Source organism: Azospirillum sp. UENF 111221 (assembly GCF_058780625.1).
Genome location: NZ_JBSNCH010000005.1, coordinates 1136357 through 1160518 on the forward strand (window position 1 = coordinate 1136357; position 24162 = coordinate 1160518).

General features: G+C 68.1%; 23 protein-coding genes, 2 tRNA genes and 1 pseudogene. 18 read left to right on the forward strand and 8 right to left on the reverse strand.

What is annotated here, in order from left to right; all coding sequences use genetic code 11:
* Positions 1-54 precede the first annotated feature (54 nt).
* Complete coding sequence (locus ACWPN3_RS19850; protein ID WP_492240892.1) at positions 55-627, reverse strand: type 1 glutamine amidotransferase domain-containing protein; 573 nt, start codon at positions 625-627, stop codon at positions 55-57.
* A 132-nt stretch (positions 628-759) separates the two neighbouring features.
* On the opposite strand from ACWPN3_RS19850, the gene ACWPN3_RS19855 reads away from it, so the two are divergent.
* Positions 760-1116 carry a hypothetical protein gene (locus ACWPN3_RS19855; RefSeq protein WP_109452382.1) on the forward strand — a complete coding sequence of 119 codons (357 nt, stop codon included), beginning with the start codon at positions 760-762 and terminating at the stop codon, positions 1114-1116.
* 31 nt (positions 1117-1147) lie between these two features.
* Here the strand turns inward: ACWPN3_RS19855 and ACWPN3_RS19860 are convergent, their stop codons facing one another.
* The 3 genes from ACWPN3_RS19860 to dcd form a co-directional block, all read right to left on the reverse strand.
* Entirely contained in the window at positions 1148-1513 is a 366-nt protein-coding gene (locus ACWPN3_RS19860) for a DUF2948 family protein (RefSeq protein ID WP_492261695.1), read from the reverse strand.
* Positions 1514-1682: 169 nt separating this feature from the next.
* Positions 1683-2975, reverse strand: coding sequence for a UDP-N-acetylglucosamine 1-carboxyvinyltransferase (murA, locus tag ACWPN3_RS19865; RefSeq protein WP_492240893.1), 1293 nt, complete (start codon positions 2973-2975; stop codon positions 1683-1685).
* Between the two features lie 51 nt (positions 2976-3026).
* Positions 3027-3581 (reverse strand): dCTP deaminase, encoded by a 555-nt coding sequence (gene dcd, locus ACWPN3_RS19870; RefSeq protein WP_109096161.1) that lies wholly within the window; start codon positions 3579-3581, stop codon positions 3027-3029.
* A 165-nt stretch (positions 3582-3746) separates the two neighbouring features.
* Here dcd and ACWPN3_RS19875 point away from each other — a divergent pair.
* Positions 3747-4049, forward strand: a pseudogene (locus ACWPN3_RS19875) (GNAT family N-acetyltransferase); the annotation flags it as partial.
* Between the two features lie 197 nt (positions 4050-4246).
* Here the strand turns inward: ACWPN3_RS19875 and ACWPN3_RS19880 are convergent.
* Positions 4247-4393 carry a hypothetical protein gene (locus ACWPN3_RS19880; RefSeq protein ID WP_492240894.1) on the reverse strand — a complete coding sequence of 49 codons (147 nt, stop codon included), beginning with the start codon at positions 4391-4393 and terminating at the stop codon, positions 4247-4249.
* Positions 4394-4415: 22 nt separating this feature from the next.
* Positions 4416-4754 carry a hypothetical protein gene (locus tag ACWPN3_RS19885; RefSeq protein WP_109096163.1) on the reverse strand — a complete coding sequence of 113 codons (339 nt, stop codon included), beginning with the start codon at positions 4752-4754 and terminating at the stop codon, positions 4416-4418.
* A 167-nt stretch (positions 4755-4921) separates the two neighbouring features.
* On the opposite strand from ACWPN3_RS19885, the gene ACWPN3_RS19890 reads away from it, so the two are divergent.
* From ACWPN3_RS19890 to ACWPN3_RS19900, 3 genes are read left to right on the forward strand one after another with little or no spacing between them, the layout of a single operon-like run.
* Positions 4922-5905: an NAD-dependent epimerase/dehydratase family protein gene (locus ACWPN3_RS19890; RefSeq protein WP_492261696.1), complete on the forward strand. Its 984-nt coding sequence runs from the start codon at positions 4922-4924 to the stop codon at positions 5903-5905.
* A 30-nt stretch (positions 5906-5935) separates the two neighbouring features.
* Complete coding sequence (locus ACWPN3_RS19895) at positions 5936-6940, forward strand: MraY family glycosyltransferase (RefSeq protein WP_492261697.1); 1005 nt, start codon at positions 5936-5938, stop codon at positions 6938-6940.
* A gap of 4 nt (positions 6941-6944) precedes the next feature.
* The gene (locus tag ACWPN3_RS19900) at positions 6945-7784 is read left to right on the forward strand and encodes a glycosyltransferase family 2 protein (RefSeq protein WP_492240896.1); all 840 of its coding nucleotides are present in this window, start codon (positions 6945-6947) and stop codon (positions 7782-7784) included.
* On the opposite strand, the gene ACWPN3_RS19905 is transcribed toward ACWPN3_RS19900, so the two are convergent.
* Positions 7746-8795, reverse strand: a complete 1050-nt coding sequence (locus ACWPN3_RS19905; RefSeq protein WP_492240897.1) for a glycosyltransferase family 2 protein — start codon at positions 8793-8795, stop codon at positions 7746-7748. The two genes, ACWPN3_RS19900 and ACWPN3_RS19905, sit on opposite strands and share 39 nt — an antisense overlap.
* Before the next feature lie 172 nt (positions 8796-8967).
* Here ACWPN3_RS19905 and ACWPN3_RS19910 point away from each other — a divergent pair, with 172 nt between their 5' ends.
* The 10 genes from ACWPN3_RS19910 to egtB all read left to right on the forward strand — a co-directional run bounded on the left by ACWPN3_RS19910 (position 8968) and on the right by egtB (position 20176).
* Positions 8968-9912: a UDP-glucose 4-epimerase family protein gene (locus tag ACWPN3_RS19910; RefSeq protein ID WP_492240898.1), complete on the forward strand. Its 945-nt coding sequence runs from the start codon at positions 8968-8970 to the stop codon at positions 9910-9912.
* A gap of 77 nt (positions 9913-9989) precedes the next feature.
* Positions 9990-11924 carry a polysaccharide biosynthesis protein gene (locus ACWPN3_RS19915; protein ID WP_492240899.1) on the forward strand — a complete coding sequence of 645 codons (1935 nt, stop codon included), beginning with the start codon at positions 9990-9992 and terminating at the stop codon, positions 11922-11924.
* Positions 11925-12085: 161 nt separating this feature from the next.
* A tRNA-Thr gene (locus tag ACWPN3_RS19920) sits at positions 12086-12160 on the forward strand.
* A 36-nt stretch (positions 12161-12196) separates the two neighbouring features.
* Positions 12197-12271 (forward strand) — tRNA-Thr (locus tag ACWPN3_RS19925).
* A gap of 133 nt (positions 12272-12404) precedes the next feature.
* Positions 12405-13484 carry a chorismate synthase gene (gene aroC, locus ACWPN3_RS19930; protein WP_492240900.1) on the forward strand — a complete coding sequence of 360 codons (1080 nt, stop codon included), beginning with the start codon at positions 12405-12407 and terminating at the stop codon, positions 13482-13484.
* 7 nt (positions 13485-13491) lie between these two features.
* A complete protein-coding gene (locus ACWPN3_RS19935; RefSeq protein WP_492240901.1) occupies positions 13492-14073 on the forward strand; it encodes a hypothetical protein in 582 nt (193 codons plus the stop codon).
* Positions 14074-14137: 64 nt separating this feature from the next.
* Positions 14138-16288, forward strand: coding sequence for a ribonuclease R (gene rnr, locus ACWPN3_RS19940; RefSeq protein WP_492240902.1), 2151 nt, complete (start codon positions 14138-14140; stop codon positions 16286-16288).
* 391 nt (positions 16289-16679) lie between these two features.
* On the forward strand, positions 16680-18248 hold the full coding sequence (locus tag ACWPN3_RS19945; protein ID WP_247872801.1) for a S41 family peptidase: 1569 nt from the start codon (positions 16680-16682) through the stop codon (positions 18246-18248).
* 157 nt (positions 18249-18405) lie between these two features.
* Entirely contained in the window at positions 18406-18573 is a 168-nt protein-coding gene (rpmG, locus tag ACWPN3_RS19950; RefSeq protein ID WP_012974790.1) for a 50S ribosomal protein L33, read from the forward strand.
* 229 nt (positions 18574-18802) lie between these two features.
* Complete coding sequence (gene egtB, locus ACWPN3_RS19955; RefSeq protein ID WP_492240903.1) at positions 18803-20176, forward strand: ergothioneine biosynthesis protein EgtB; 1374 nt, start codon at positions 18803-18805, stop codon at positions 20174-20176.
* Here the strand turns inward: egtB and ACWPN3_RS19960 are convergent.
* Positions 20100-21485 carry a 3'-5' exonuclease gene (locus ACWPN3_RS19960; protein WP_492240904.1) on the reverse strand — a complete coding sequence of 462 codons (1386 nt, stop codon included), beginning with the start codon at positions 21483-21485 and terminating at the stop codon, positions 20100-20102. The two genes, egtB and ACWPN3_RS19960, sit on opposite strands and share 77 nt — an antisense overlap.
* A 593-nt stretch (positions 21486-22078) precedes the next feature.
* Here ACWPN3_RS19960 and ACWPN3_RS19965 point away from each other — a divergent pair.
* The 3 genes from ACWPN3_RS19965 (at position 22079) to ACWPN3_RS19975 (ending at position 23766) form a co-directional block, all read left to right on the forward strand.
* Positions 22079-22528 carry a pilus assembly protein TadG-related protein gene (locus tag ACWPN3_RS19965; protein WP_098739305.1) on the forward strand — a complete coding sequence of 150 codons (450 nt, stop codon included), beginning with the start codon at positions 22079-22081 and terminating at the stop codon, positions 22526-22528.
* A gap of 123 nt (positions 22529-22651) precedes the next feature.
* A complete protein-coding gene (locus ACWPN3_RS19970) occupies positions 22652-23047 on the forward strand; it encodes a CidA/LrgA family protein (protein WP_492240905.1) in 396 nt (131 codons plus the stop codon).
* Positions 23044-23766, forward strand: coding sequence for an LrgB family protein (locus ACWPN3_RS19975; RefSeq protein WP_098739303.1), 723 nt, complete (start codon positions 23044-23046; stop codon positions 23764-23766). The genes ACWPN3_RS19970 and ACWPN3_RS19975 overlap by 4 nt, the downstream gene beginning before the upstream one ends.
* Positions 23767-24162 lie beyond the last annotated feature (396 nt).

The window sequence follows — 24162 nt, forward strand, 5'->3', positions numbered from 1 at the left end:
CCTTCCCTCCCCCGCATCGCGGGAGAGGGATAGGCAGGGAGCAAATCTGCGCCCTTACTCCGCCGCGTGGCGATGACCGGCGTGGCGGCCTTCGCTGAACTCCTCGATCATCTTGCGGCAGAAGGCCGGAATGTCGTCCGGCTTGCGCGACGTAACCAGCCCGTGGTCGGTCACCACCTGCTCGTCCACCCAGCTGGCGCCGGCGTTGCGCAGGTCGGTCTGCAAGGACGGCCAGGAGGTCATGCGCTTGCCGCGCACGCCGCCGGCATCGATCAGCGTCCAGGGGCCGTGGCAGATCGCGGCGATGGGGCGGCCGGTCTCCACGAAGCTCTTCACGAATTCGATCGCCTTCGGCTCCAGCCGCAGCGAATCCGGGTTCATCACCCCGCCCGGCAGCAGCAGCCCGTCGTATCGTCCGGCATCGGCCTGATCGAGAGTCACGTCGACATCGACCATGTCGCCGCGGTCATGGTGATTCCACCCCTGGATCTGCCCGCTCTTGGGGGCGACCACATGAACGGTGGCGCCGGCATCGCGCAGCGCCTTCACCGGTTCGGTCAGTTCCACCTGTTCAAAGCCGTCGGTGGCGAGCACGGCAACGGTCTTTCCATCGAGTTTCTGGGCCATCGGGGCACGTCCTTCACTGAGGGTCATGCCGCACAAACCGGATTACCCCTGGATGGTTCCCTGGGAACCGTTCCGCAATTCCCATGTTGATTGTGACATACGAGACACACATCAGCGATGGGAGCCGAAATCATGAGGTTCCAGACCCTGTTGGCCGGCCTTGCGCTGGCGGCAACCCTGCCATTCGCCCATATCGAGTCGGCTCAGGCCGCGGATCCGCGCGGCGGCGACGACCTCGTCGGGCTCGAAGTGACCGGTCTGCTCGGCGAGGAGCTGGGCCAGATCGTTTCCGTTTCGCCCAGCGCCGACGGCAAGGACACCAGCATCCTGGTCGAGGCCAGCGGCATGCTGGATGTCGGCCACCGGTTCTTCACCGTCCGCCGCTCGCAGCTGTCGGCTGGCGAGGACGAGGACACGGTGACCTACAAGAAGACCGCGCAGGACGTGATTCGCCGTCTTCACACCGACACCCAGGTGGCGGAGCGCTGAACACCTGCGCTCCGGACCAGCCGCGAAGCGGTCAGGCCGGTTCGTCAGGGTGACAGGGTTTGCAGCCGGTGGGCCAGGGCTCGCCCAGATCCTCCACCATCACGCGCCAGGACGGCGCATCCAGCCGGACGCAGCCGCCGCCGGCGAAATGCAGGGCGACACCGCCCTCCACCGTCTCCATCGACAGCAGTTCCATGATGCGGCCGCGCTCCTTCAGGTCGAAGCCGCGCAGCTTGGCACCGGTGACCCCCTCTACCCGCAGGCCGCAATGGACCCGCTCGTAGGGGGCCAGATCGTCATCATCGGCGGACGGGCCGGGGCGCGGACTGTCGGCGGCCTCCCAGCGGAAGCGGTTGACGACCATGACGAACCGCTTCTCGTCGGGCTGAAAGCACATGTCGCCGACCGGCAGGATGGCGTCCTGCAGGCAGGCGGAGACGACCTTCAGAATCCTCCTCGTCTTCGGCGCGCAGGCGGATCGGGGTCATGGCTGGGGCCGTCATGTTCGGGGGCACCTCTCGGGAAAGGCCAACCTCAGGGGATGGCGGGAGGGGCGCCCCCGCCATTTACTCGTCGCCGCCGTGGATGCGCTCGATCTCCGCACCGCAGGCAGCCAGCTTCTCCTCCACCCGCTCATAGCCGCGGTCGAGGTGGTAGACGCGGTTGACCGTCGTCTCCCCCTCCGCCGCCAGCCCGGCGAGCACCAGCGACACCGAAGCGCGCAGGTCCGTCGCCATCACGGGCGCGCCGGTCAACCGCTCCACGCCGCGCACCAGTGCCGACGAGCCGTGGACCGTGATCCGCGCGCCCATGCGGGTCAGCTCCGGCGCGTGCATGAACCGGTTCTCGAAGATCGTTTCCGTGATCATCGCGGCCCCCGTCGCCGTGCACATCAGGGCCATCATCTGGGCCTGAAGGTCGGTGGGGAAGCCGGGGAACGGCTCGGTCATCACATCGACGCCATGCAGTTCACCGTTCGCGCGCGACACGCGGATCCCGTTCTCGATCTCCTCGAAGGCGACGCCGGCCGGAGCCAGCGCCTTGACCGCCGCTTTGATCAAATCGAGACGGGTGTTCATGATGTCAAGACGGCCACCGGTGATGGCGGCGGCCATGGCGTAGGTGCCGGTCTCGATGCGGTCGGCCACCACCATGTGGCGGGCGGCATGCAGCCGGTCGACACCCTCGATCACCAGTCGGTCGGTGCCGATGCCGATGATCTTCGCCCCCATCTTGACCAGGCATTCGGCGAGGTCGGTCACCTCCGGCTCGCGCGCGGCGTTGACGAGGATGGTGGTGCCCTTGGCGAGCGTGGCCGCCATCAGCAGGTTCTCGGTCGCACCGACCGACACCTTGGGGAAAACATATTCCGCACCGCGCAGACCGCCCGCCGGGGCCTTGGCGACGATGTAGCCGGCATCGATCCGGATGTCGGCGCCCATCGCCTCCAAACCCTTGATGTGCAGGTCCACCGGACGCGCGCCGATGGCGCAGCCGCCGGGCAGCGACACCTTGGCCTCGCCGCAGCGGGCCAGCAGCGGACCCAGCACCAGCACGCTGGCGCGCATCTTGCGCACCAGATCGTAGGGGGCGGTGGTGTTGGTGATGTCGCGCGCGGTGAAGTCCACGGCGCGGCCGGCGCAATCGCCGCCCGCCCCGGCCATGTGGATCGCCACGCCATGCTGCAGCAGCAGATTGCACAGCGTGTTGATGTCGGCCAGGATCGGCAGGTTGGTCAGCGTCAGCGTCTCGTCGGTGAGAAGAGACGCCGTCATCAGCGGCAGGGCGGCGTTCTTGGCGCCACCAACGGTGATGGAGCCGTTCAGCGGGCGGCCGCCGCGGATGCGGATCTTGTCCATGGACCTGTTTCTTTCGCGGATACGCTTTTGAAGGCGTTCAGAGAGGAGTGCTCAGAGCCGGGGCAGCGTGACGCCCTTCTGCCCCATGTATTTGCCGGACTTGTCGGCGTAGGACACCTCGCACACGCTGTCGCCCTTCAGGAACAGGAACTGGCACAGTCCCTCGTTCGCATAGACCTTGGCGGGCAGCGGGGTGGTGTTGGAGATCTCCAGCGTGACGTGCCCTTCCCACTCCGGCTCCAGCGGGGTGACGTTCACGATCAGGCCGCAGCGCGCATAAGTGCTCTTGCCCAGGCAGATGACCAGGACGTCGCGCGGGATGCGGAAATATTCCACCGTGCGGGCCAGCGCGAAGCTGTTCGGCGGGATGATGCAGACCTCGGTCTTGCGGTCGACGAAGCTCGAATCGTCGAAACGCTTCGGGTCGACGATGGCGTTGTCGACGTTGGTGAAAATCTTGAACTCGTCGGCGACCCGGGCGTCGTAGCCGTAGGACGACACGCCGTAGGAAATCACGCCTTCGCGCTTCTGGGTCTCGACGAAGGGCTCGATCATGCCCTTGGTCTCGGCCATCTCGCGGATCCAGCTGTCCGGCATGATGCCCATCGCGGGGGTACTCCTTGGCGTATCGATTGGATGGAGGGGTCGTTAAGGCTGGTTTGTAGCCGAGCACGCGGCGGCGCTCAAGGAAAGGTGGGCCGCTTGGCGCGCATGGACGGTTCTTTATCACGGCGCTGGTCTTCGCCGCCGCGGCGTCTAAGCTCGGCATCCATGAGCCAGAACTTCATCCTGTCCGTGACGGACACCCCCGCCCCGGCCGACCTGGCCGGAATCTACGAGGGCCTGCGCGCCTACAACGAGGCGTCGCTTGGCCGCGCCTATGACCGCCGCGATCTGGTGGTTGCCGCCCGCGACACGGACGGCGCGTTGAAGGGCGGACTGGTCGGCTACACCAACTGGGACTGGCTGTATGTCGACCTGTTGTGGGTGGACAACTCCACGCGAGGCAGCGGTCTCGGCGGCCGGTTGCTGGCCGCGGCGGAGGCGGAGGCCAAGGCCCGCGGCTGCCGCTGGTCGCGGCTCTACACCTACGATTTCCAGGCGCCCGGCTTCTACCCGAAGCAAGGCTACGAAGTCTGGGCGGAGATGGAGGGTTATCCGCCGGGGCACAGGCAGATTCTGGTTCAGGAAGGATTTGGCCTGAACGGTTTGGCCTGGGCGGAATCGTCCCTCCCCCCAAGCACGGGAGAGGGACGATTCCGGGAGAGGGACTACTCCCCCCGCTGCCGCGCCTGTTCCTTGCGCTTGCGCAGGTTCTCGCGCAGGCGGGCGGCAAGGCGTTCGTCGCGGCCCGATACCGCCGGCTTCGGCTTCACCGGGGCCGGCGGCGGGGCCGAGGTTTCGGCGGTGTCGTCCATCGGCGCGGCTCCACCCCGGATGTCAGTGGTCGGAATGGTGCAGGATCTGGTCGCGCAGCCCGGTGTCGTACTCGACGCCGGCAGCCGTCAGGATCGCGGCGGCGGGCGTGCGCTTCACGATGCCCTTGCGCTCCAGGATGGTCCAGACCGCGTCGTTCTGCAGGCCGGTGGCGTCCTTGGCGGCGACCACGGCATGGCCGAGATGGAAATGGTTGCCGTGGGCATGCGGCAGCGAGGTGATCTGGAAACCACCCTCCTCGTCCTCGGCCGGCTTGTTCTCCAGGCGGGCGATCTCCTGCAGCAGGGTCAGGGTGCGCAGCTGCAGCGGGTTCAGGTTCAGCGGATTCTTCTTCGGGGGCATCGATCGTCCCATCGGTCCTGATGTGTCGCGGTCGCGCAGTAGACCGGCAGGGCGGATGGGCTGTCAAGCGTGCGAACCGGTCACCGGAGGCCCGTGGATGGAGGCTGGCGCGCCAACCGCCGCTGGGGCATAAGACCGACGGACTATCTTCATAAGGGTGTCGGACCATGACCATCCTCGTCACCGGGGCCGCCGGCTTCATCGGATCGCATGTCGCGGCTGCGCTGCTGGACCGCGGGGAGAGCGTTCTCGGCATCGACAACCTGAACGGCTATTACGCGGTGGCGCTGAAGGAGGCGCGGCTGGCCCGGTTGACCGGCCGCGACGGATTCCGTTTCATCAAGGCCGACATCTCCGACCGCGCGACGGTGGAGGGTCTGTGGCCGCAGCTCAATGATGTGACCGGCGTCGTCCATCTGGCAGCACAACCGGGCGTACGTTACTCCATCGAGAACCCCTATGCCTATGTCGACGCCAACGTCACCGGTCAGGTGACGCTGCTGGAGGCGGCGCGGCGCATGCCGGGCTTGCGGCATTTCGTCTATGCGTCGACCTCGTCGGTCTATGGCGCCAACCGCAAGATGCCCTTCTCGGTGGAGGACCGCGTCGACAGCCCGGTCTCGGTCTATGCCGCCACCAAGAAGGCGGCGGAAATGCTGGCCTTCACCTACAGCCATCTCTATCAGCTGCCGATGACCGGTCTGCGCTTCTTCACGGTCTACGGTCCGTGGAGCCGCCCGGACATGGCGACATGGCTGTTCGCCGACGCCATCACCGCCGGCCGGCCGATCCGCGTCTTCAACGACGGCAAGATGAAGCGCGATTTCACCTACATCGATGACATCGTCGCCGGCGTGCTGGCCGCCCTCGACCGCCCCGCCCCGGTGGATGCGGAAACCGGCGCCCCGCACCGCGTCTTCAACCTCGGCAACAACCGCTGCGAGGAATTGATGCGCTTCATCGGCGTGCTGGAGCAGGCTTTGGGCCGCGAGGCGGTGAAGGTGATGGAGCCCATGCAGGCCGGTGACGTGCACGAGACCGCCGCCGACATCGAATTGAGTTGCCAACTGCTTGGCTTCGAGCCCAAGACCCCCATTGAGATCGGCCTGCCCCGCTTCGTGGAGTGGTACAAGGGCTACCACAAGCTCTGACCGTCCCTTTCCTCCACCATCCGAGCCACCATGACCTCCACCGCCTATTCGACCGCGCTGATCGGTGTCTTCCTGCTGTGTCTGGCCGTCGGCTGGTATCTGTCGACGCGGGTGCTGCGCTATCTCCTCGCCAGCAGCATCCTGGACATCCCGAACGAACGGTCGAGCCATCAGGCCCCCACCCCGCGCGGCGGCGGATGGGCGGTGATGCTGACCGTGGTGCCGGTCTTCGCCATCGCTGGACTCGTCCTGGGGCGGCCGCTGGAGACCGGGGCCGTTCTACTGGGCACGCTGGCCCTGATGGGAGTGTCGTGGATGGACGACCGGCGCACCTTGTCGCCGCTGCTGCGGCTGGCGGTGCAGGCGCTGGCGGTGGCATTTGGGCTGCTGGCGCTGCCTGCCGACCAACTGGTCTGGCAGGGCTGGCTGCCCTGGGGCCTGGACCGGGCGGCGACTGCCTTTCTGTGGCTGTGGTTCGTCAATCTCTACAATTTCATGGACGGCATCGACGGGCTGGCCGGCAGCGAGACCATCCTGATCGGCGGCGGCGTTGCGCTGGTGTCGCTGGTCATGGGCGATTTCGGCCTGACCGGGGTTGCCGGGGCGGCGCTGGCCGGAGCCGCGGCAGGCTTCCTGACCCACAACTGGCGGCCGGCGCGCATGTTCATGGGGGATGTCGGCAGCATCCCGCTCGGCCATATCCTCGCCTTTCTTCTCACCTCGCTGGCGGCGCGCGGCGACTGGGCGGCGGCGCTGATCCTGCCGGCCTATTACCTGACCGACGCCACCATCACGCTGCTGCGCCGCCTGCTGCGCGGCGAGAAGATTCGGCAGGCCCACCGCGAGCATTTCTATCAGAAGGCCGCCAAGGGCGTGGGCCGGCACGACCGTGTGGTGTTGACGATCATCGCCTACAGCCTCGTCCTGGTCGCCGCAGCACTGGCCGCCGGCAGCTTTGGCGCCTGGACGTTGGCACCGGGGGCGGTCGCCGTCGCACTGCTGCTGGCGACGCTGACTCGCATGGCGAAGGCGTGATCCGATGAGCAGCGCTTTCCTTGACCTGTCCGTTGTCCTCTACCATCCCGATCCGGAACTGCTGGCCCGCTCGCTCGACACCATTGGTGCCGCCGCCGACCGGCTGGCGCAGGGAGCCGGCGTACGGACCCGGCTGTGGATCGTCGACAATGGCGCGCCGGAGGGTAGCGACTCAGGCCCCAACCCATTCAAGGCGCTGCTCGACCGCTATGCGGAGACCGGCCGGCCGCCGGTGACACTGATCGCCGGGCACGGCAATGTCGGCTACGGCGCCGGCCACAATCTGGCGATCCGGCAGGGCGACGCGCCTTACCACCTGATCCTCAACTACGACATCCTGCTGGAGCCGGACGCGCTGCTGGCCGGCTGGCGCTACATGGAGGCGCATCCGCGCACCGTGCTGCTGACGCCCAAGGTGTTCGGCCCGTCGGGCGAGCAGGAGTTCCTGTGCAAGCGACGGCCGACCGTGCTGGATTTGGGTCTGCGCGCCTTCGCGCCCGGCTCCGTGAAGCGGATGTTCGCCCGGCGGCTCGACCGATACGAGATGCGCGACGTCACCCGCGACGCTGTCGTGACCGGGCTGGAGCAGGTCAGCGGCGCCTTCATGCTGTTCCGGCGCGAGGCGCTGACCCGGCTGGGCGGCTTCGACGACGGCTATTTCCTGTATTTCGAGGATTTCGACCTGTCGCGCCGGGCGATGGCGCTGGGAGAGATCGCCTATGTGCCGGATGTCCGCATGGTGCATTTCGGCGGCAAGGCGGCGCGCAAGGGCGGCGCGCACATCCGGATGTTCGCCCGCTCCGCCCTACGCTTTTTCAACACCCACGGCTGGCGGCTGGTCTGACCGGCGCGACAGCCGGCATCCCGGCCGGCCACGCGTCTTCAGCAGCAGAGGGTTCCAGGCGATCATGCGGGCAACCTGCCCAAGCGTCGCCTTGCGGTCGTGCTGGATGGCACGGCGCTTGGCGAGCATGCCCGGTAGTCCGCGCAGCGCGTCGCGGATGCCGCGGCCGATGGCGCCGGTGCGCCCGCTGCCCACGCTGCGGAACACCAGATAGACCACCAGCAGCGAATGGCCGAGGAAGGCCAGCGGCAGCAGCGGCAACGGCATGTTCTTCACCATCGTCCACACCAGGTTGCGGACGCCGTGATACTGGGCGAAGGTGCCGTACTGCTTGGACACGCCGCTGCTGACATGCTCGACCACCGCGTCGCCGACCTGCACCGCCGGTCCGCCGCTGAGCCGAATGCGGAAGCCGAGGTCGACATCCTCGCAATAGCAGAAGAAATCCTCGTCGAAACCGCCGACCGCCTCGAAATAGTCGCGCCGGTACATCGCCGCCGCGGCACAGGGCGAGAAGACCGCTCCGCTGTAATAGGGCGGCTTCAGCATGCGGCGGTAGTTGACCCGCCAGGCGAAGCCGAAGATCGAATACTGGTCGCCTTCGCCATCGATCATCCGGGGATCGTGCGAGAAGAGCTGGGTCGAGCCGAACATCGCCACATCGGGCTGCGCCTGGGCGGCGGCCTGCAGCCGCTCCATCCAGTCGCGGCGCGGAAAGGCGTCGGGGTTCAGCGTGACGATCCAGGGGACGGTGGCGCCGGCAGCACCGACATTGTTCGCCTTGGCAAAGCCGACATTCGTGTCCATCCGCACCATGCGAAAGCGCGGATCGGCGGGCAAGGCAATGCCGTCGACATCCTTTGAGGCATTGTCGACGATCACCACCTCGAAGGCGGGATCGGTCTGGTCGAGCAGACAGCCAATGACGCGATTGACGAAGTCTGCGCAATTAAAGCTGACGATGATGATCCGGCTGTGCCGATCATTTGCACCGTCGACGGTATGTGACATGTCTTGGTAGCGTCCTTATTCACGCGTCCCTCTCCAGCTTATAGCCATTCCGATCCCCGACCGAAAGCTGGAAAAGGGTCTTGGGGCTTTGTGCCGTGGCACCACCCGGCCAAACCGGATACTAAGGCATGCTTGACTGCACCAACCGAATCCAGCCTGGACCGTCCTTCCCATGCGCGTTCTTCTGACCGGCGCCACCGGCTTCGTCGGCCGCCACACCATCCCTCTGCTGGCCGCCCACGGGCACAGGGTGCGCGCCGCCCTGCGCACCCCGCAGGAGGGGCCATGGGAGCCGGCGGCGGTGGGCGACATCGGCCCCGGCACCGACTGGACCGCGGCGCTGGCCGGCATCGACGCGGTGATCCACATGGCGGCCCGCGTCCATGTGATGCGCGACCAGGCCGCCGACCCCCTGGCGGAGTTCCGCCGCGTCAACACCGCCGGCACGATCCGGCTGGCGGAGCAGGCGGCGGCGGCCGGGGTAAGGCGCTTCGTCTTCCTCAGCAGCATCAAGGCGATGGTGGATGAAAGCCGCCCCGCCCCGCTGGACGAGGCGACGATGCCCGATCCCCACAGCCCTTACGGCATCTCCAAGCTGGAGGCCGAACGCGGGCTGGCGGCAATCTCCGCCCGCACCGGCATGGAGGTGGCGGTGATCCGGCCGCCTCTGGTCTATGGCCCAGGCACGGCCGGCAACATGCGCGCCCTGGTCAAGCTGGTGGCGACCGGCCTGCCGCTGCCGCTGGGTGGCATCCACAACCGGCGCAGCCTGATCTATGTCGGCAACCTCGCCGACGCGGTGGTGACGGTGTTGGAACACCCCGACGCCGCCGGCCGGACCTTCCTGGTCCAGGATGGGGAGCCGGTTTCGACCGCCGATCTGGTGCGCGCCATCGCCGAAGCGCTCGGCCGACCGGCGCGGCTGGTCCCGGTGCCGCGCGGACTGATGGCGCTGGGAGCGGCGTTGACCGGCACCCGGGCGGTGTTCGACCGGCTGGCCGGCACGCTGACGGTGGATGACGACCCCATCCGCGAAAGGCTCGGCTGGCGCCCGCCCCATGACCTTGCGTCCGGGTTGCGCGCCACCGCGGAATGGTTCAAAGCTTCCCGCGGCTGATTTCCGGGCTGGAACAGCCATGGCCGGCTCCAGCCCGCCGGTTTCCACGGCCGAACGAATGAACAAGGTTTAGCGGCATGCGCATCCCGTCCGCACGGGCCTCCCTGGTTTTCCTGCACGATCTGGTGATGACCGGGGTCGCGCTGGTCGTCGCTCTCTACCTGCGGGTGGGCGGGTCCGCCTTCGGCCTGTATTTCGACGCCCTGACCATCGCGCTGCCGGTGCTGGTCGGCGTCTCGGCAGCGGTCTTCCTGCTGTTCGGGCTGTACCGCGGCATCTGGCGCTACGCCTCTATTCCCGATCTGATGCAGGTGGTGCGCGCCGTCACGGTGGCGGTCCTGTGCTTCGTGCTGGCGATGTTCCTGCTGACGCGCGCCGAACTGCTGCCGCGCTCCCTGCCGCCGATCCTGTGGCTGGTTCAGATGCTTCTGCTCGGCGGGCCGCGCTTCGCCTACCGTTTCCTGAAGGACCGCCGCTTCAGCTGGGCCGAGGCGGTGGAGGGCGTGCCGCGCATTCCCGTCCTGCTGCTGGGCGTCGGCGACGCGGCCGAGCTGTTCATCCGCTCGCTCGACCAGCCGGGCCAGTCGGCCTATCGCGTGGTCGGCATCCTCGACGACAAGGGACGGCGGGTCGGCCATGCCGTACGCGGCGTGCCGGTGCTGGGCGGTCCCGACGATCTGGAGCAGGTGGTCCAGACGCTGGAGCGCAAGCACGAGCGGCCGCAGCGGCTGATCGTCACCAAGGGCAATGCCGAGCTGAAGGGATCGACCCTGCGCAGCCTGCTCGACCGGGCGGAGGCGCTGGGGCTGGTCCTGTCGCGCCTGCCCAGCCTGACCGAGTTCAAGTCGGCGCTCGGCGAGGGCAAGGGTGTCGAGGTTCGACCCATCGCGCTGGAGGACCTGCTGGGCCGGCCGCAGGCGGTGCTGGACCGCGGCGCCATTTCCGGACTGGTCGGCGGTCGGCGGGTGATCGTCACCGGCGCCGGCGGCACCATCGGCAGCGAGCTGGTCCGCCAGATCGCCGCGTTGGGGCCGGAACGGCTGATCCTGCTCGATGCCGGGGAGTTCAACCTCTACAGCATCGAGATGGAGGTGCGGGAGAGGTTCCCCGACCTCGATCCGCGCCCGGTGATCGCCGACGTGCGCGACCGCGACCGCATCATGCGCCTGTTCCAGGAGGAGCGCCCTGCCCTGGTCTTCCACGCCGCGGCGCTGAAGCATGTGCCACTGGTGGAAGCCAACCCGTGCGAGGGCACGCTCACCAACGTCATCGGCACCCGCAACGTGGCCGATGCGGCGCGCGCCGCCGGCTGCCTCGCCATGGTGCTGATCTCCACCGACAAGGCGATCCGCCCGACCAGCGTGATGGGGGCGGCCAAGCGCTTCGCCGAGACCTATTGCCAGGCATTGGACGTGCTGCCGCCGCGCGACGGGACGGATCATGCCACCCGCTACATGACCGTGCGCTTCGGCAATGTGCTGGGTTCTTCGGGCTCGGTGGTGCCGCTGTTCACCCGGCAGTTGGCGAAGGGCGGTCCGCTGACCGTCACCCATCCGGACATGCGCCGCTATTTCATGACGGTGCGCGAAGCGGTGGAGCTGGTTCTGCAGGCCTCCGCCCATGGCGCCACCCGGGCGGAGGATCGCGGCAAGATCCTGGTGCTGGACATGGGCGAGCCGGTGAAGATCGCCGACCTCGCCCGCCAGATGATCCGGCTGGCCGGCTACCGCCCCGGAGTGGACATCGAGATCGCCTATACCGGCCTGCGTCCCGGCGAGAAGCTGTTCGAGGAAATCCTGACCGCGGCGGAGGCGCCGAGCCGCACCGAGGCCGACGGCGTCTTCCTCGCCTCCCCCCGGCTGATCGACTATGCGCTGATCAACCGCGCCGTGGGCGAGCTGGAAGCGGCTGCGCGGGCCGGCGACGGCGAGCGGGTTCTGTCGATCCTCGGCACCGTCGTGCCGGATTTCCGCGCCGAAGCGGTGCTTCCGCCGGCCGCGACGCAGGCTTGATCCGGGCACTTGTTTCGGGCGCGAAAAAAAGTGAGTGGCGAAATGATTTTAAGCGCTTGCATCCCCAAAAGGCCTGTGGCATAACCCGCGCCACTTCGGGGGGCGGTCAAGCCTGAACGCCTCACCCGGACGCATCGCCCCAGCGATGATCGGTTATCGGGGCTGCCGTAGCTCAGTGGTAGAGCACTCCCTTGGTAAGGGAGAGGTCGAGAGTTCAATCCTCTCTGGCAGCACCATTCCTCCGATCTTGCCACAAGGCGCCTGCATCTGGCGCTGCCGTAGCTCAGTGGTAGAGCACTCCCTTGGTAAGGGAGAGGTCGAGAGTTCAATCCTCTCTGGCAGCACCATTCCCCTCTTTTAAACCCCCTTAAAAATCAGCGCATCGCTTCCTTGACCTTGTCGCCGAAAGGCCGCAAGAAATCCGCGCAAATAGACGCTACGTCATTGATCCGCGCGGGTTCGTTTCGGGAGGATGTCACCATGGCCGGCAACAGCTTCGGCACGCTTTTCCGCTTCACCACTTGGGGCGAAAGCCACGGCCCGGCCATCGGCGTCGTCGTGGACGGCTGCCCGTCGCTGCTCGACCTCGTGGCGGAAACGGACATCCAGCCCTGGATGGACAAGCGCCGGCCCGGCCAGTCGCGCTACACCACCCAGCGCCAGGAACCCGATCAGGTGAAGATCCTGTCCGGCGTGTTCGAGGGCAAGACGACCGGCACGCCCATTTCGCTGCTGATCGAGAACACCGACCAGCGTTCCAAGGACTACAGCGACATCGCCGGCAAATTCCGCCCCGGCCATGCCGACTACACCTACTGGCAGAAATACGGCATCCGCGATTACCGCGGCGGCGGCCGCTCCTCGGCGCGGGAAACCGCCTGCCGGGTCGCTGCCGGCGCGGTGGCACGCAAGGTGCTGGGATCCGCCATCCAGGTGCGCGGTGCGCTGGTGCAGGTCGGCCCGCACAAGATCGACCACAGCCGCTGGGACTGGGCGGAGATCGACAATAACCCCTTCTTCTGCCCCGACCCGGTCGCCGCCACCCAGTGGGCCGAATATCTCGACGGCATCCGCAAGAGCGGCTCTTCGGTCGGCGCGGTGGTCGAGCTGGTGGCCTCCGGTGTGCCGGTGGGGCTGGGCGACCCGCTCTATGACAAGCTCGACAGCGACCTCGCCTGCGCGATGATGACGATCAACGCGGTCAAGGGCGTGGAGATCGGCAATGGCTTCGCCGCCGCCGAACTGACCGGCGAGGACAACGCCGACCAGATGCGCATGGGCGCCGACGGCCAGCCGCAGTTCCTGACCAACAATGCCGGAGGCATCCTGGGCGGCATCTCCACCGGGCAGGACATCGTCGTGCGTTTCGCGGTCAAGCCGACCAGTTCGATCCTGACGCCGCGCCAGACGGTGGACACCGCCGGCAACGACACCGACATCCTGACCAAGGGCCGTCACGACCCCTGCGTCGGCATCCGCGCCGTGCCGGTGGGCGAGGCGATGATGGCCTGCGTCCTGGCCGACCATCTGCTGCGCCGGCGGGCGGAACGGCAGGAGTGACCATCCGATGCCCGGACGCCGCCACGGACAGCGCCTGATCACAGCCCTGGCGATGTTGGCCGCCATCGCCGCTGCCGCTCCGGCGGCGATGGCGGAAGGCAAGCCGTTCCGGGAGTTCGACGAGAGCTTCAAGAGCTGGAAGCTCTACTGTCAGCTCTGGTCCGGCACACGGCAGGTCGAGTGCGAGCTGTCCGCCCGCGGCGTCAACGACCGCACCGCCCGGCTGGTCTGGCTGCGCTCGACCGAGCGCTGGCGCGAGGGGCTGCGCTTCCGCGTCTCCCCTGAGTCGCTGGATTTGGACAGGCTGGTCCGCATTTGGGCCGACCGGGCGGTGTTCAAGCCCGATTCCCCCTGCAAGCCCTTCCGCTTCGAAACCAACACCTGTGCCATGACCGATCCCGACCTCAACCGCCGCATGGTGGAGAAGATCGCCCCGGCACCGGAGGTTTCCATCGTCGGCCAGTCGCCGGCCGGGGAGAAGACGGAGGTCCGCTTCCCGCTGGCGGGATTCCGCGAGGCGCTGGAGCGCAGCGACGCCATCCGGGCGATGGTCGGCCGCAGCTGGGCGACTGCCCCCGGTGCAGAGTGATCCCGGTGCGGATTGATCCCTATATAGCCATACCTGCGACAAGAACCGACGGATCCCCCGCCCAGTGACCGACAGCCATTTCCCCAGCAAGGACGCCATCCTCGCCTTCATCCGGTCCAGCACCACCCCCGTCGGCAAGCGCGAGATCGCCCGTGCCTTCAAGCTGTCCGGATCGGCCGACCGGGAAACGCTGAAGGATCTGCTGCGGGAGCTGGAGGCGGACGGGACGGTGGAGCGCGGGCGCAACAAGCGCATGGCCCCGCCGCAGTCCCTGCCCGCCGTCGCGGTTCTGCTGGTCACCGGGGTCGATGCGGACGGCGAGCTTGCCGCCCGGCCGCTGACCTGGACCGGCGAGGGCAACCCGCCGCGCATCTTCCTTCTGCCGGAGAAGAAGTCGCGGGGAGAGGAAAAACCGCTGGCGGTCGGCGACACGCTGCTGGCGAAGCTCGCCCGGATCAACGACCGCCTCTACGAAGCCCGCGTTATCCGCCGCATAGATGGGGAACGCGAAGGCCGCATCCTCGGCGTCTACCGGCCGAGCGCCGATGGCGGGCGCATCCTCCCGACCGACCGCCGCCACAAGACCGAGTTTTTGGTGCTGCCGCCCAACCGCGGCGATGCCGAGCCGGGCGACCTCGTCTTCGCCGACATCCTGCCGGCCGGACGCGCCGGCCAGCCGCAGGCCCGTGTGGTCGAGCGGCTGGGCTCCACCGACGAGCCGCGCGCCTTCAGCCTGATCGCCATCCACGCCCACGGCATCCCCACTGTCTTCCCGCACGCAGCCTTGCGTGAGGCGGAACTGGCGGCGGTGCCGGCGCTGATGCAGCGGGAAGATCTGCGCGACATCCCGCTGGTGACCATCGACGGCGCCGACGCCCGCGATTTCGACGATGCCGTGTGGGCGGAGGCCGACGGCGATCCGGAGAATCCGGACGGCTGGCACCTGATCGTCGCCATCGCCGACGTGTCCTATTACGTGCGCCCCGGATCGGCGCTGGACCGCACCGCCTACGAGCGCGGCAACTCCGTCTATTTCCCCGACCGCGTCGTGCCGATGCTGCCGGAGGCGCTGTCGAACGGCCTGTGTTCGCTGCGGCCGGGAGAGGATCGCGCCTGCCTGGCCTTTCACCTGTGGATCGACCGCAACGGTGTGCTGGTCCGGCATCGTCTGGTGCGCGGATTGATGCGGTCGGCGGCACGGCTGACCTATGAACAGGTGCAGGACTGCCATGATGGCCGGCCGGACGAGGTGACGGGGCCGCTCGCCGACGGCGTGATCGCCCCGCTGTTCGGCGCCTATGCCCGGCTCGCCGCAGCCCGTGCCAAGCGCGGCACACTGGAGTTGGACCTGCCCGAGCGCCGGGTCCACATCGACGAGCGCGGCCGGGTCGCCGAGATCGTCAGGCGCGAGCGCCACGATAGCCACCGGCTGATCGAGGAGTTCATGATCGCCGCCAACGTCGCGGCGGCGGAGGTGCTGGAGCGGCGCACCATGCCCGGCCTCTTCCGCATCCATGACCGGCCTTCGATGGAGAAGATGGAGGCGCTGCGTGGTTTCCTCGCCGGGATTGGCCACCCGCTGACCAAGAGCGCCGACCTGACGCCCGACCACTTCACCCGCATCCTGCGCAAGGTGGAGGGGACATCGCACGCACCGCTGGTCAGCGAGGTGGTCCTGCGCGCCCAGGCCCAGGCCGCCTACAGCCCGGACAACATCGGCCATTTCGGGCTGGCCCTGCACCGTTACGCCCATTTCACCTCGCCGATCCGCCGCTATGCCGACCTGATCGTCCACCGCGCGCTGATCCGCACGCTGGGGTTGGGCGTCGGCGGGCTGGACGACGAGACGCTGGGCCGGCTGGCGGAGATCGGGGACCATCTGTCAGGCACCGAGCGCCGCGCCGCCACCGCCGAGCGCGACGCGGTGGACCGCTACACCGCCGCCTTCCTGGCCGACCGCATCGGAGAACGCTTTAGCGGCCGCATCTCCGGCGTCAGCCGCTTCGGGCTGTTCGTGCGGCTGGACGAGAGCGGCGCCGACGGGCTGGTTCCGGCCAGCAGCCTGCCCGACGACCGGTACGACCATGACGAGGCCGCACACACCCTGGTCGGGCAGCGTACGGGGCGCACGTACCGCCTCGGCAACCCGGTCAAGGTGATGCTGGTGGAGGCCGATCCGGTCAGCGGCAGCACGCTTTTCCGTCTGGCAGACTGAAGCCTGACTTGAGGGCCATTCCAGACCCGTTGCAGAATGGCAACGCTTGAGCCGGGATGCCGTCCAGGGGGCGACTCGTGGGCAGGCCAAGGTTCCGTGGCACCCGCGCCATACAAGCGTGGCCTTGGCGACACAGGATTGGACAATCCGCAACATTGTGGTGCGGCCCGCAATTTTGTCCCGCCCGCCCTCCTGAACGAAGGTGTATCTATCACCCATCCGGGATCGGGAACATCCTCCTCCGGTCCGGCTGCAGGAAAGGGAGGCCGCGGTTCGCCCCATGGCCCAGTTCGATCACAACGTGTGCGATCACGGCGTGTGCGACCAGAATGCACCGTCCCACGTGCCGTCTTTTCGGATCCCCGTCCTATCGGGCACCCTGATTTCAGGTGTGGCGCGCCGCTTCAGCCGCCCGCTTCGTCATCTGGCCTTCCAGTTTTCCGCCGCAGCCCTTCTCGCCACCACCGCTCTCGCCGGAACCCCGCAGGCCGCGAGCACCGCGCCGCAGCCGGTGACAGAACAGGTTTTCTCCGTCGGCTTCTCCAAGATCGCCGAAGTCTATCTGGAGCCGGTGTCCTTCAACCGCCTGGGAATTGACGGGTTGAAGGGGCTGACCGCGCTCGACCCCTCGGTGACGGTGGAGCATGCCGGCAGCACCGTACGCCTGTACGTGTCGGGCGCCCTGGCGGCGGAGTACGGCACCGCCGCCGATGGCGACGCCGCCGGCTGGGCGGTTCTGACCACCCGCATCATCGACCGCGCCCGCGTCTATTCCCCCACCCTGGCGAAGGCGACGCCGGAGCGGCTGTATCAGGTGGTGTTCGACGGCGTCACCGCCGATCTCGACGGCTATTCCCGCTACACCGGCGTCCAGCGCGCCAGCAACGAACGCGCCCAGCGCGAGGGGTATGGCGGCGTCGGCCTGTCGTTGGACACCACATCCAATGGTCGCGTCATCGTGCATGACGTGATGCCGCACAGCCCGGCCGAGCGCGTCGGCATCGTCGACGGCGACCAGCTTCTCGCCATCGACGGCGACCTGACGACGCGAATGAGCGCGGCGGACATGCGCGAGCGGCTGCGCGGTCCCACCGGCACGCTGGTCACGCTGACCGTCGCCCGCGACAATGGCGCCCCCCGCCGGCTGCCGCTGCGCCGCGAGCGGGTGGTGCCGAACACCGTCACCTATTCGCTGTCCGGCGACGTCGGCATCGTCAAGCTCGACCGCTTCAACGCCACCACGGCCTCCAGCCTGCGGTCGGCGGTGACATCCATCCGTCAGGCGGCGGGGCCGACGCTGCAAGGCATGGTTCTCGACCTGCGCGGCAATCCGGGCGGGCTGCTGGACCAGGCTGTCGCGGTCGCCGACCTGTTCATGCGCCGCGGCCGGATCATCTCCACCGAGGGGCGCAACCCCGAAAGCCGCCAGCGCTTCGACGCCAACCCCGACGACCTGCTCGACGGGCTGCCGCTGGTGGTGCTGGTCGACGGCCGCTCCGCCTCGTCGGCCGAGGTGGTGGCGGCGGCACTGCAGGACTCGGGTCGCGCGGTCGTGGTCGGCGCCTCCAGCTATGGCAAGGGCAGCGTCCAGACGGTCAACCGCCTTCCCAACGACGGCGAGCTGTTCCTGACCTGGAGCCGCATCTACACCCCGGCCGGCTATACCCTGCACCGCCAGGGCGTCCAGCCCACCGTCTGCACCAGCCGGGCCGGCCAGACCGACCCGGAAGCCCTGCTGTCCGACCTGCGCGAGGGGCGTCTGCGCCCGGCGCAGGTGGCGAGCTGGCGTTCCAAGGCGGCCGACGACGAGCATGCGCTGAGCGCCCTGCGCGAAGCCTGCCCGTGGAAGGAGCACGAGCCGGAACTGGACCTGAAGGTCGCCATGCGCCTGCTGGCCGAGCCGGGGCTGTACCAGCGCGCCGTCGCCACCGCCGTGGTCAACACGGTGGCGGAGCGCTGACACCAGTTTCGGGGGCGTCGCTGTGGCAATCGCCGTCGGACGCCAGATTCACCGCCCATAGGGCTTGACATTGCGGCGTCAGACGGTATTTTCCGCCGCTAACGACGCCGCCCCCGCCGGGCCGGCGGGGCACGGATTTTTTGTCGGGATCGAGATCATGGCCAAGCAGAACACCGTCCTCATCAAGCTGGTGAGCACGGCTGACACCGGTTTCTTCTACGTGAAGAAGAAGAACCCGAAGAAGACCACCGAGAAGCTGTCGTTCCGCAAGTACGACCCGGTGGCGCGCAAGCACGTCGAGTTCAAGGAAGCCAAGATCAAGTAAGTCTTGTCCGACACTGAGCTGTGCTTCGAGTGAACAAGGCCGCCTTCCGGGCGGCCTTTTCGTTTTTGGCCCCATGCGTCGCCGGCGCCATTCATCGGCCATTCCAGATGCGGCGTCCGGTCGCAGCCGCTATTTGCGGTGACCGTTCCACCACGGATGCATGCATTCCAAAAGGGGCGTTCCGGGTGGATACTCTCCGAAGAGATTCTGGATTTCGGAGGGACCGCCCGTGCCCGACACACATCCCATCCCGAGCGCAGGTCCGACCGCCGCGCATCTCCTCACCGAACGCCGGCAGTCCCTCGCAACCCTCTTCCAGAAGGCGCGTGCCCGCACCGCCGAACTGGTCGCCACCCTGTCGCCGGAAGACCAGATGGTGCAGACCGTTCCGGACGGCGCGCCGGCGAAATGGCATCTTGCCCACACCAGCTGGCTGTTCGAGGTGGCGGTGCTGATTCCCTTCAGCCCCGGCTACCGGCCGGCGGATCCGGCCTTCCTCGACCTGTTCGCCGCCAACAGCAACAGCGGTGCCCCGCCCACCCGCGTTCTGTCGCGCCCGACGGTGGCCGAGATCATGCGGCACCGCGACCAGATCAACGCCGCGGTGCTGCACCTGATCGACGGCATCGACGACGGGCTTTGGGACCCGGCCGAGTCGGCATTGATGATGGCCATCGCCCACGAGCGGCGCCATCAGGAACGCATGCTGCTGCACATCAAGCATGCCCTGTGGAGCAACCCGCTGCGTCCGGCCTACGAGCAGGCGCCCGACCACCCGCATCTGGGTGCCCCACCCGACGGATGGCTGGAGCAGCCCGGCGGCCTCGTCGAGGTCGGCCGGCCGATGCCGTTGCCCGGATTCGACCATGAAAGCCCACGCCACCGCGTCTGGCTGGAGCCCTACCGGCTGGCCGCCCGCCCGGTGACCTGCGGCGACTATCTTTCCTTCATCGAGGCTGGCGGTTACGGCGACCGCTCCCTTTGGCTGTCCGACGGTTGGGAGATCGCAAAGGCCGAAGGTTGGAGCGCCCCACTCTACTGGCAGCGCGGCGACTCCGAGTCGGGCAGCCGCTGGCAGGTCTTCACCCTCTATGGCATACAGCCGCTCGATCCCGACGAGCCGGTCTGCCATGTCAGCTGGTACGAGGCCGATGCCTATGCCCGCTGGGCTGGCAAGCGCCTGCCGCGGGAGGCGGAATGGGAAGCGGTCGCCGCCGGCTGCGACAGCATGGGCAACCTGTTGGGCACCGGCCACCGCCATCCGCGCGCCGGCACCTGCCACGGGACCGGCCCCTGGCAGATGTGCGGCGACGTGTGGGAATGGACCGCCGACGCCTTCACGACCTATCCCGGCTACCTCCGCCCCCACGCCGGGGACAAGGCGGCTCTGGACGAGGCGGTCAACGGCCGGCTCGCCAGCAACCGCATGGTGCTGCGGGGCGGCAGTTGCCTTACCCCCTTCGACCATGCCGGTCCGTGGACGCGCCATTACCTGCGCCCGGAGACCCGGCTGTCGATGAGCGGGTTCAGGCTGGCGGAGGATGTGCCGGCGACAGTTTCGCGTCGCCGCCGGCGACCAGCCCCCGTGCCTGCCCCTGGGTGACGACTCCGCGTTCCGTCAGGCGGGAGAGCAGCGCCACGGCAAGCTCGGCCTGGGCCAGCGCCTCGCCCTGGGGACCGTTGCGCGGGTGGCGGGGCAAGGCGAAGGCCTCCGCCAGACGGTCGGCCGATGCCCCGGCCAGGGCAGGGTCCAGCGCAGCCGCCAGCGCGCCGAGGTCGAGCGTCGGCGGCAGCGCCGGTTCGGCAATGCCGGCCAGGGCTGCCGACCGCGCCAGCGCGGCCACCGCCGAGTCGATGCCGATCCCGACCGCGATGCAGTTGTGCAGTGCCTCCTGGATCGCCGGCCACACCGCGGCGAAGGGGCGTTCGCCCGCCACCATGGCGGTGCCGATGCCGTGACGGGCCGTCGCCTCGGCAGGCACCGGTTCGACGGGGTCGATCAGCAACGCAAGCGACACCGTCCGAAAGATGCGCGACCCGACCAGCCGGACGGTACCGACCGCGATCGCCGGACCGCTGTCCGCCTCCATCCCCGCCGTCGCCACCCAAAGCGCAACGAACGGCAGGGCGGCCAACGGCTCCTCATCGCCGAGGGGGGTGGTGGGCTGGGCCGGGCGCAGGCTGAGCGTGCGCTTGCCGCTGAGGCCGGCGGCATGGGCCATGCCGCGGGCAGGGAAAGAGAGCAGAACACCGGCGCCGAGCCCAAGATCGGCCACACGCGCCGACAGCTCGCCGTCTTCGGTCCGGCGCAGCACGGCGGTGACGGGAACACCGCCGCCGCGCGCCCGCTCCATGGCGCGGGCCAGATCGTCACGCAGCAGCGACTTGCCGATGTCGGCCCCCTCCTCCACACCCAGCAGGCGGGCCGCGGCAGGGTTCAGCTGCTCCACCCGCCCCTGCTCGTCGAGGATCAGAAGGGGATCCTCGGACAGGGCCAGAGCCGCCCGCAAGGCCCGGTCGATGCGGCCGCCGCCCAGCGGGCCATGACCGAGTGGGCCATGACCGAGTGGGGTGCCGCCCAGCGGCCCCTCACCCAAGCCGCGCTCGCCGCCGCGGGCAAGACTGACCGCCTCGGCCAAGCGCGCCAGTTCGCCGAACATCGGTTCGAGATCGACCCGGTTGCGGGCACCCGACAGCCTGCCGGACAGGCGGTCGAGGTCGCGGAAATGGCGCGACAGTCGCGAGAAGACGAACCATACCGACAAAAGTCCGAGCCCGCAGATCGCCAGACCGCGAGTGAAGGCCGTTCGGTCGTCCGCCGCCAGCTGTGTGATCTCCACGCCCAGAAACACCAGCGCGGCCGCCGTCACGGCCAACCCCAGCATCACCACACGCCAAACGCCGCCCCTCATCGGGCCCTCTCCCCATCATTGCGCCCGGAGTCTAGCGGGCAGACGGGAAACGGAGAAGCCGCCCCGCGTGTTCAGTGCATCAGGACGATGGTGCAGGCACCCTCCACCTCGGCCATCAGGCCGACCGGCAGAAGCGCCACCGCCGCAACAGCCGGCGCAATGTCGAGGAGCGACCGGGCCGGCCAGAGTCCCGTGGAACGGTCACGGGCAGGAGACGGAAAAGACGGGGTCGGCGGCTCCGGCCTGGAGGGACTGGGATCTGCCCAACCTGCCGACGGCGATGACGAACAGCCCCTTAACGCGGCGCCCGAGGGCACCGCTTGGCTCACCTTTGACTCGGCACAGCTGCGAATCACGGTGGTTTTTAAAGTCGAGACAGCGCTTCCCGCCCCTTGCTGCGGGCTTTACCCTTTGCCGCCGCATCCGCGAATTTGGGTTACCGCCTTTGCGTAAAATACATAACAACTTGCGCCGCGATTTTTGCTGTCCTTCACCTGCATTTCTTGGTTTGCCTGCTTGTCGGATGATGCTAAGAGTGATGCATCCAATCAAAACACTCCTTTCCGCATAGGCAATTGCTTGGGAGGCCGGCAATGACTTTGGTCTATCGTCCCCTGCCCTATGGCGGGCACGAAGACCGGCGGACGGGTCGTCACCTGCTTCTGGTGGTCGCCCTGATCCTTGCCATTCCGACCGCGCTGGGCGCCGGCTGCACCGTCGATGCCCTGCGCAGCTATGCGGTGGAAGCCCGGCTGTCGCAAGCCGTCGATGCCGCCGCGCTGGCCGGCGGGCGCGTGATGTTCGACTCGCAGCGCGACGGACACATCCGCAGCTTCTTCGACAAGGCCTTTCCCAACGGCTTTCTCGGCTCGAACCTCTCCCCCCTGACGATTGCCGAGGATGCCGCCGCCGGCACCCTGACGGTCAGCGCACACGCCACCGTCAACGCCATCTTCCTGCGCCTGTTCGGCAAGAAGGAAGTGACTGTGGAAGCGCAGTCCATCGTCCGCCGCGGCCAGCACGTCCGCAGCAAGCTGCAATAACCTCCCCACTTTCTGAACGGGCATCATCGTCGATTCGCGACGCTCGCATTCGCGGAATGCAGCCCGGCGACTTCGCAACTGCGGTAGAAGGGACGCACAGCACCCCTTCCACCGGAGTCCGCGATGCTCGGAACCCTGACGCTCCTCCTGCTCTGCCAACTCGCCGGTGAACTGGCCGCCCGCCTGCTGCACCTGCCGGTTCCCGGACCGGTGCTGGGCATGCTGCTGCTGTTCGCCGGGCTGCTGCTGCGCGGCGGTGTGCCGGACACGGTGCAGGACACGGCGGGCGGGCTCCTGCGCCACCTGTCGCTGCTGTTCGTGCCGGCTGGTGTCGGGGTGATGGTCCATGTCACCCGCCTTGAGACCGAGGCGCTGCCCATCGTCGCCGCCCTGTTCGGCAGCACCCTGTTCGGCATCGCGGTGACGGCAAAGCTGATGGCCTTCCTGTTGAGCCGCACCGATCCGCGGCTGGAAGAGGAGCCGGCGGCAGGGAAGCAGGTGAAGGGAGATCGGGCATGAGCGCCGATCTTCACCAGATCTGGGTCTATCTGTCTGCCAGCCCGCTGGCCGGGCTGACGCTGACGCTGGTCGCCTATCAGATCGGCCTGTGGGTCTTTGAAAAGCTGGGACGGCGCCCGGTGCTGAACCCGGTGCTGATCGCCGTCGTCCTGATCGCCGGCACGCTCAGCCTGTCCGGCATCGATTACCGCACCTATTTCGACGGCGCGCAGTTCGTCCATTTCCTGCTCGGCCCGGCCACGGTGGCGCTCGCCATTCCGCTCTACAACCAGTTCCAGGAGGTCCGCCGCTCGGCCCTGGCTCTGGTGGTGGCACTGCTGGTGGGGTCCGCCGCCTCGGCGCTGAGTGCCGTGGCGCTGGTCTGGGCGTTCGGAGGCAGCAAGGCGACCATCCTGTCGATGGCGCCGAAATCCGTCACGTCCCCCATCGCCATGGGCGTGTCGGAGCAGATCGGCGGCCTGCCGTCGCTGACCGCGGTGTTCGTCATCATCACCGGCATCGTCGCCGCCAGCCTCGGCACCTGGGTGCTGAACCTCGTGCGGGTGAAGGACTGGCGCGCCCGCGGCTTCGGCATGGGCGTGGCGGCGCACGGCATCGGCACCGCGCGTGCCTTGCAGGTCAACGAGGTGGCGGGTGCCTTCGCCGGGCTGGGCATGGGGTTGAACGGGCTGGCGACGGCGTTGCTGCTGCCGACGCTGTACCACCTGATCTGGGGCTGACGCGTGAGGATGGGAAGGATGGAAGGGGCGCCGATGGTTGGTGCATCCCGCAGTCCGTTTTTCGCCAATCCGAGCTTGACAGCCATGCCGCACCTGCGCACAGTGCGCCCCATGAACACCATCGACCTGCAGAACGCCCTTCTTCGACTTCTCGGCCCGGCGCTTTAAGCGTCCGGGTTTGTCGCGTTCGCACATTAATTCCATCGGTCGAAGTGTCTGTTCCATGAGCGATGTTTTCAAAGGCGCCGGTATCGGCGTCGCCCGGCCGGGGCCGGGACTGCGACTTACCGACGGTCGCTGAGCCACATCCGGCGGCTCCGCGGCCGTACCCATCGCCGGTCCCTCCGCCTTTCAAAATCCGATCCGCCGCCCCCGCCCGCACAGAATACCGGGCCC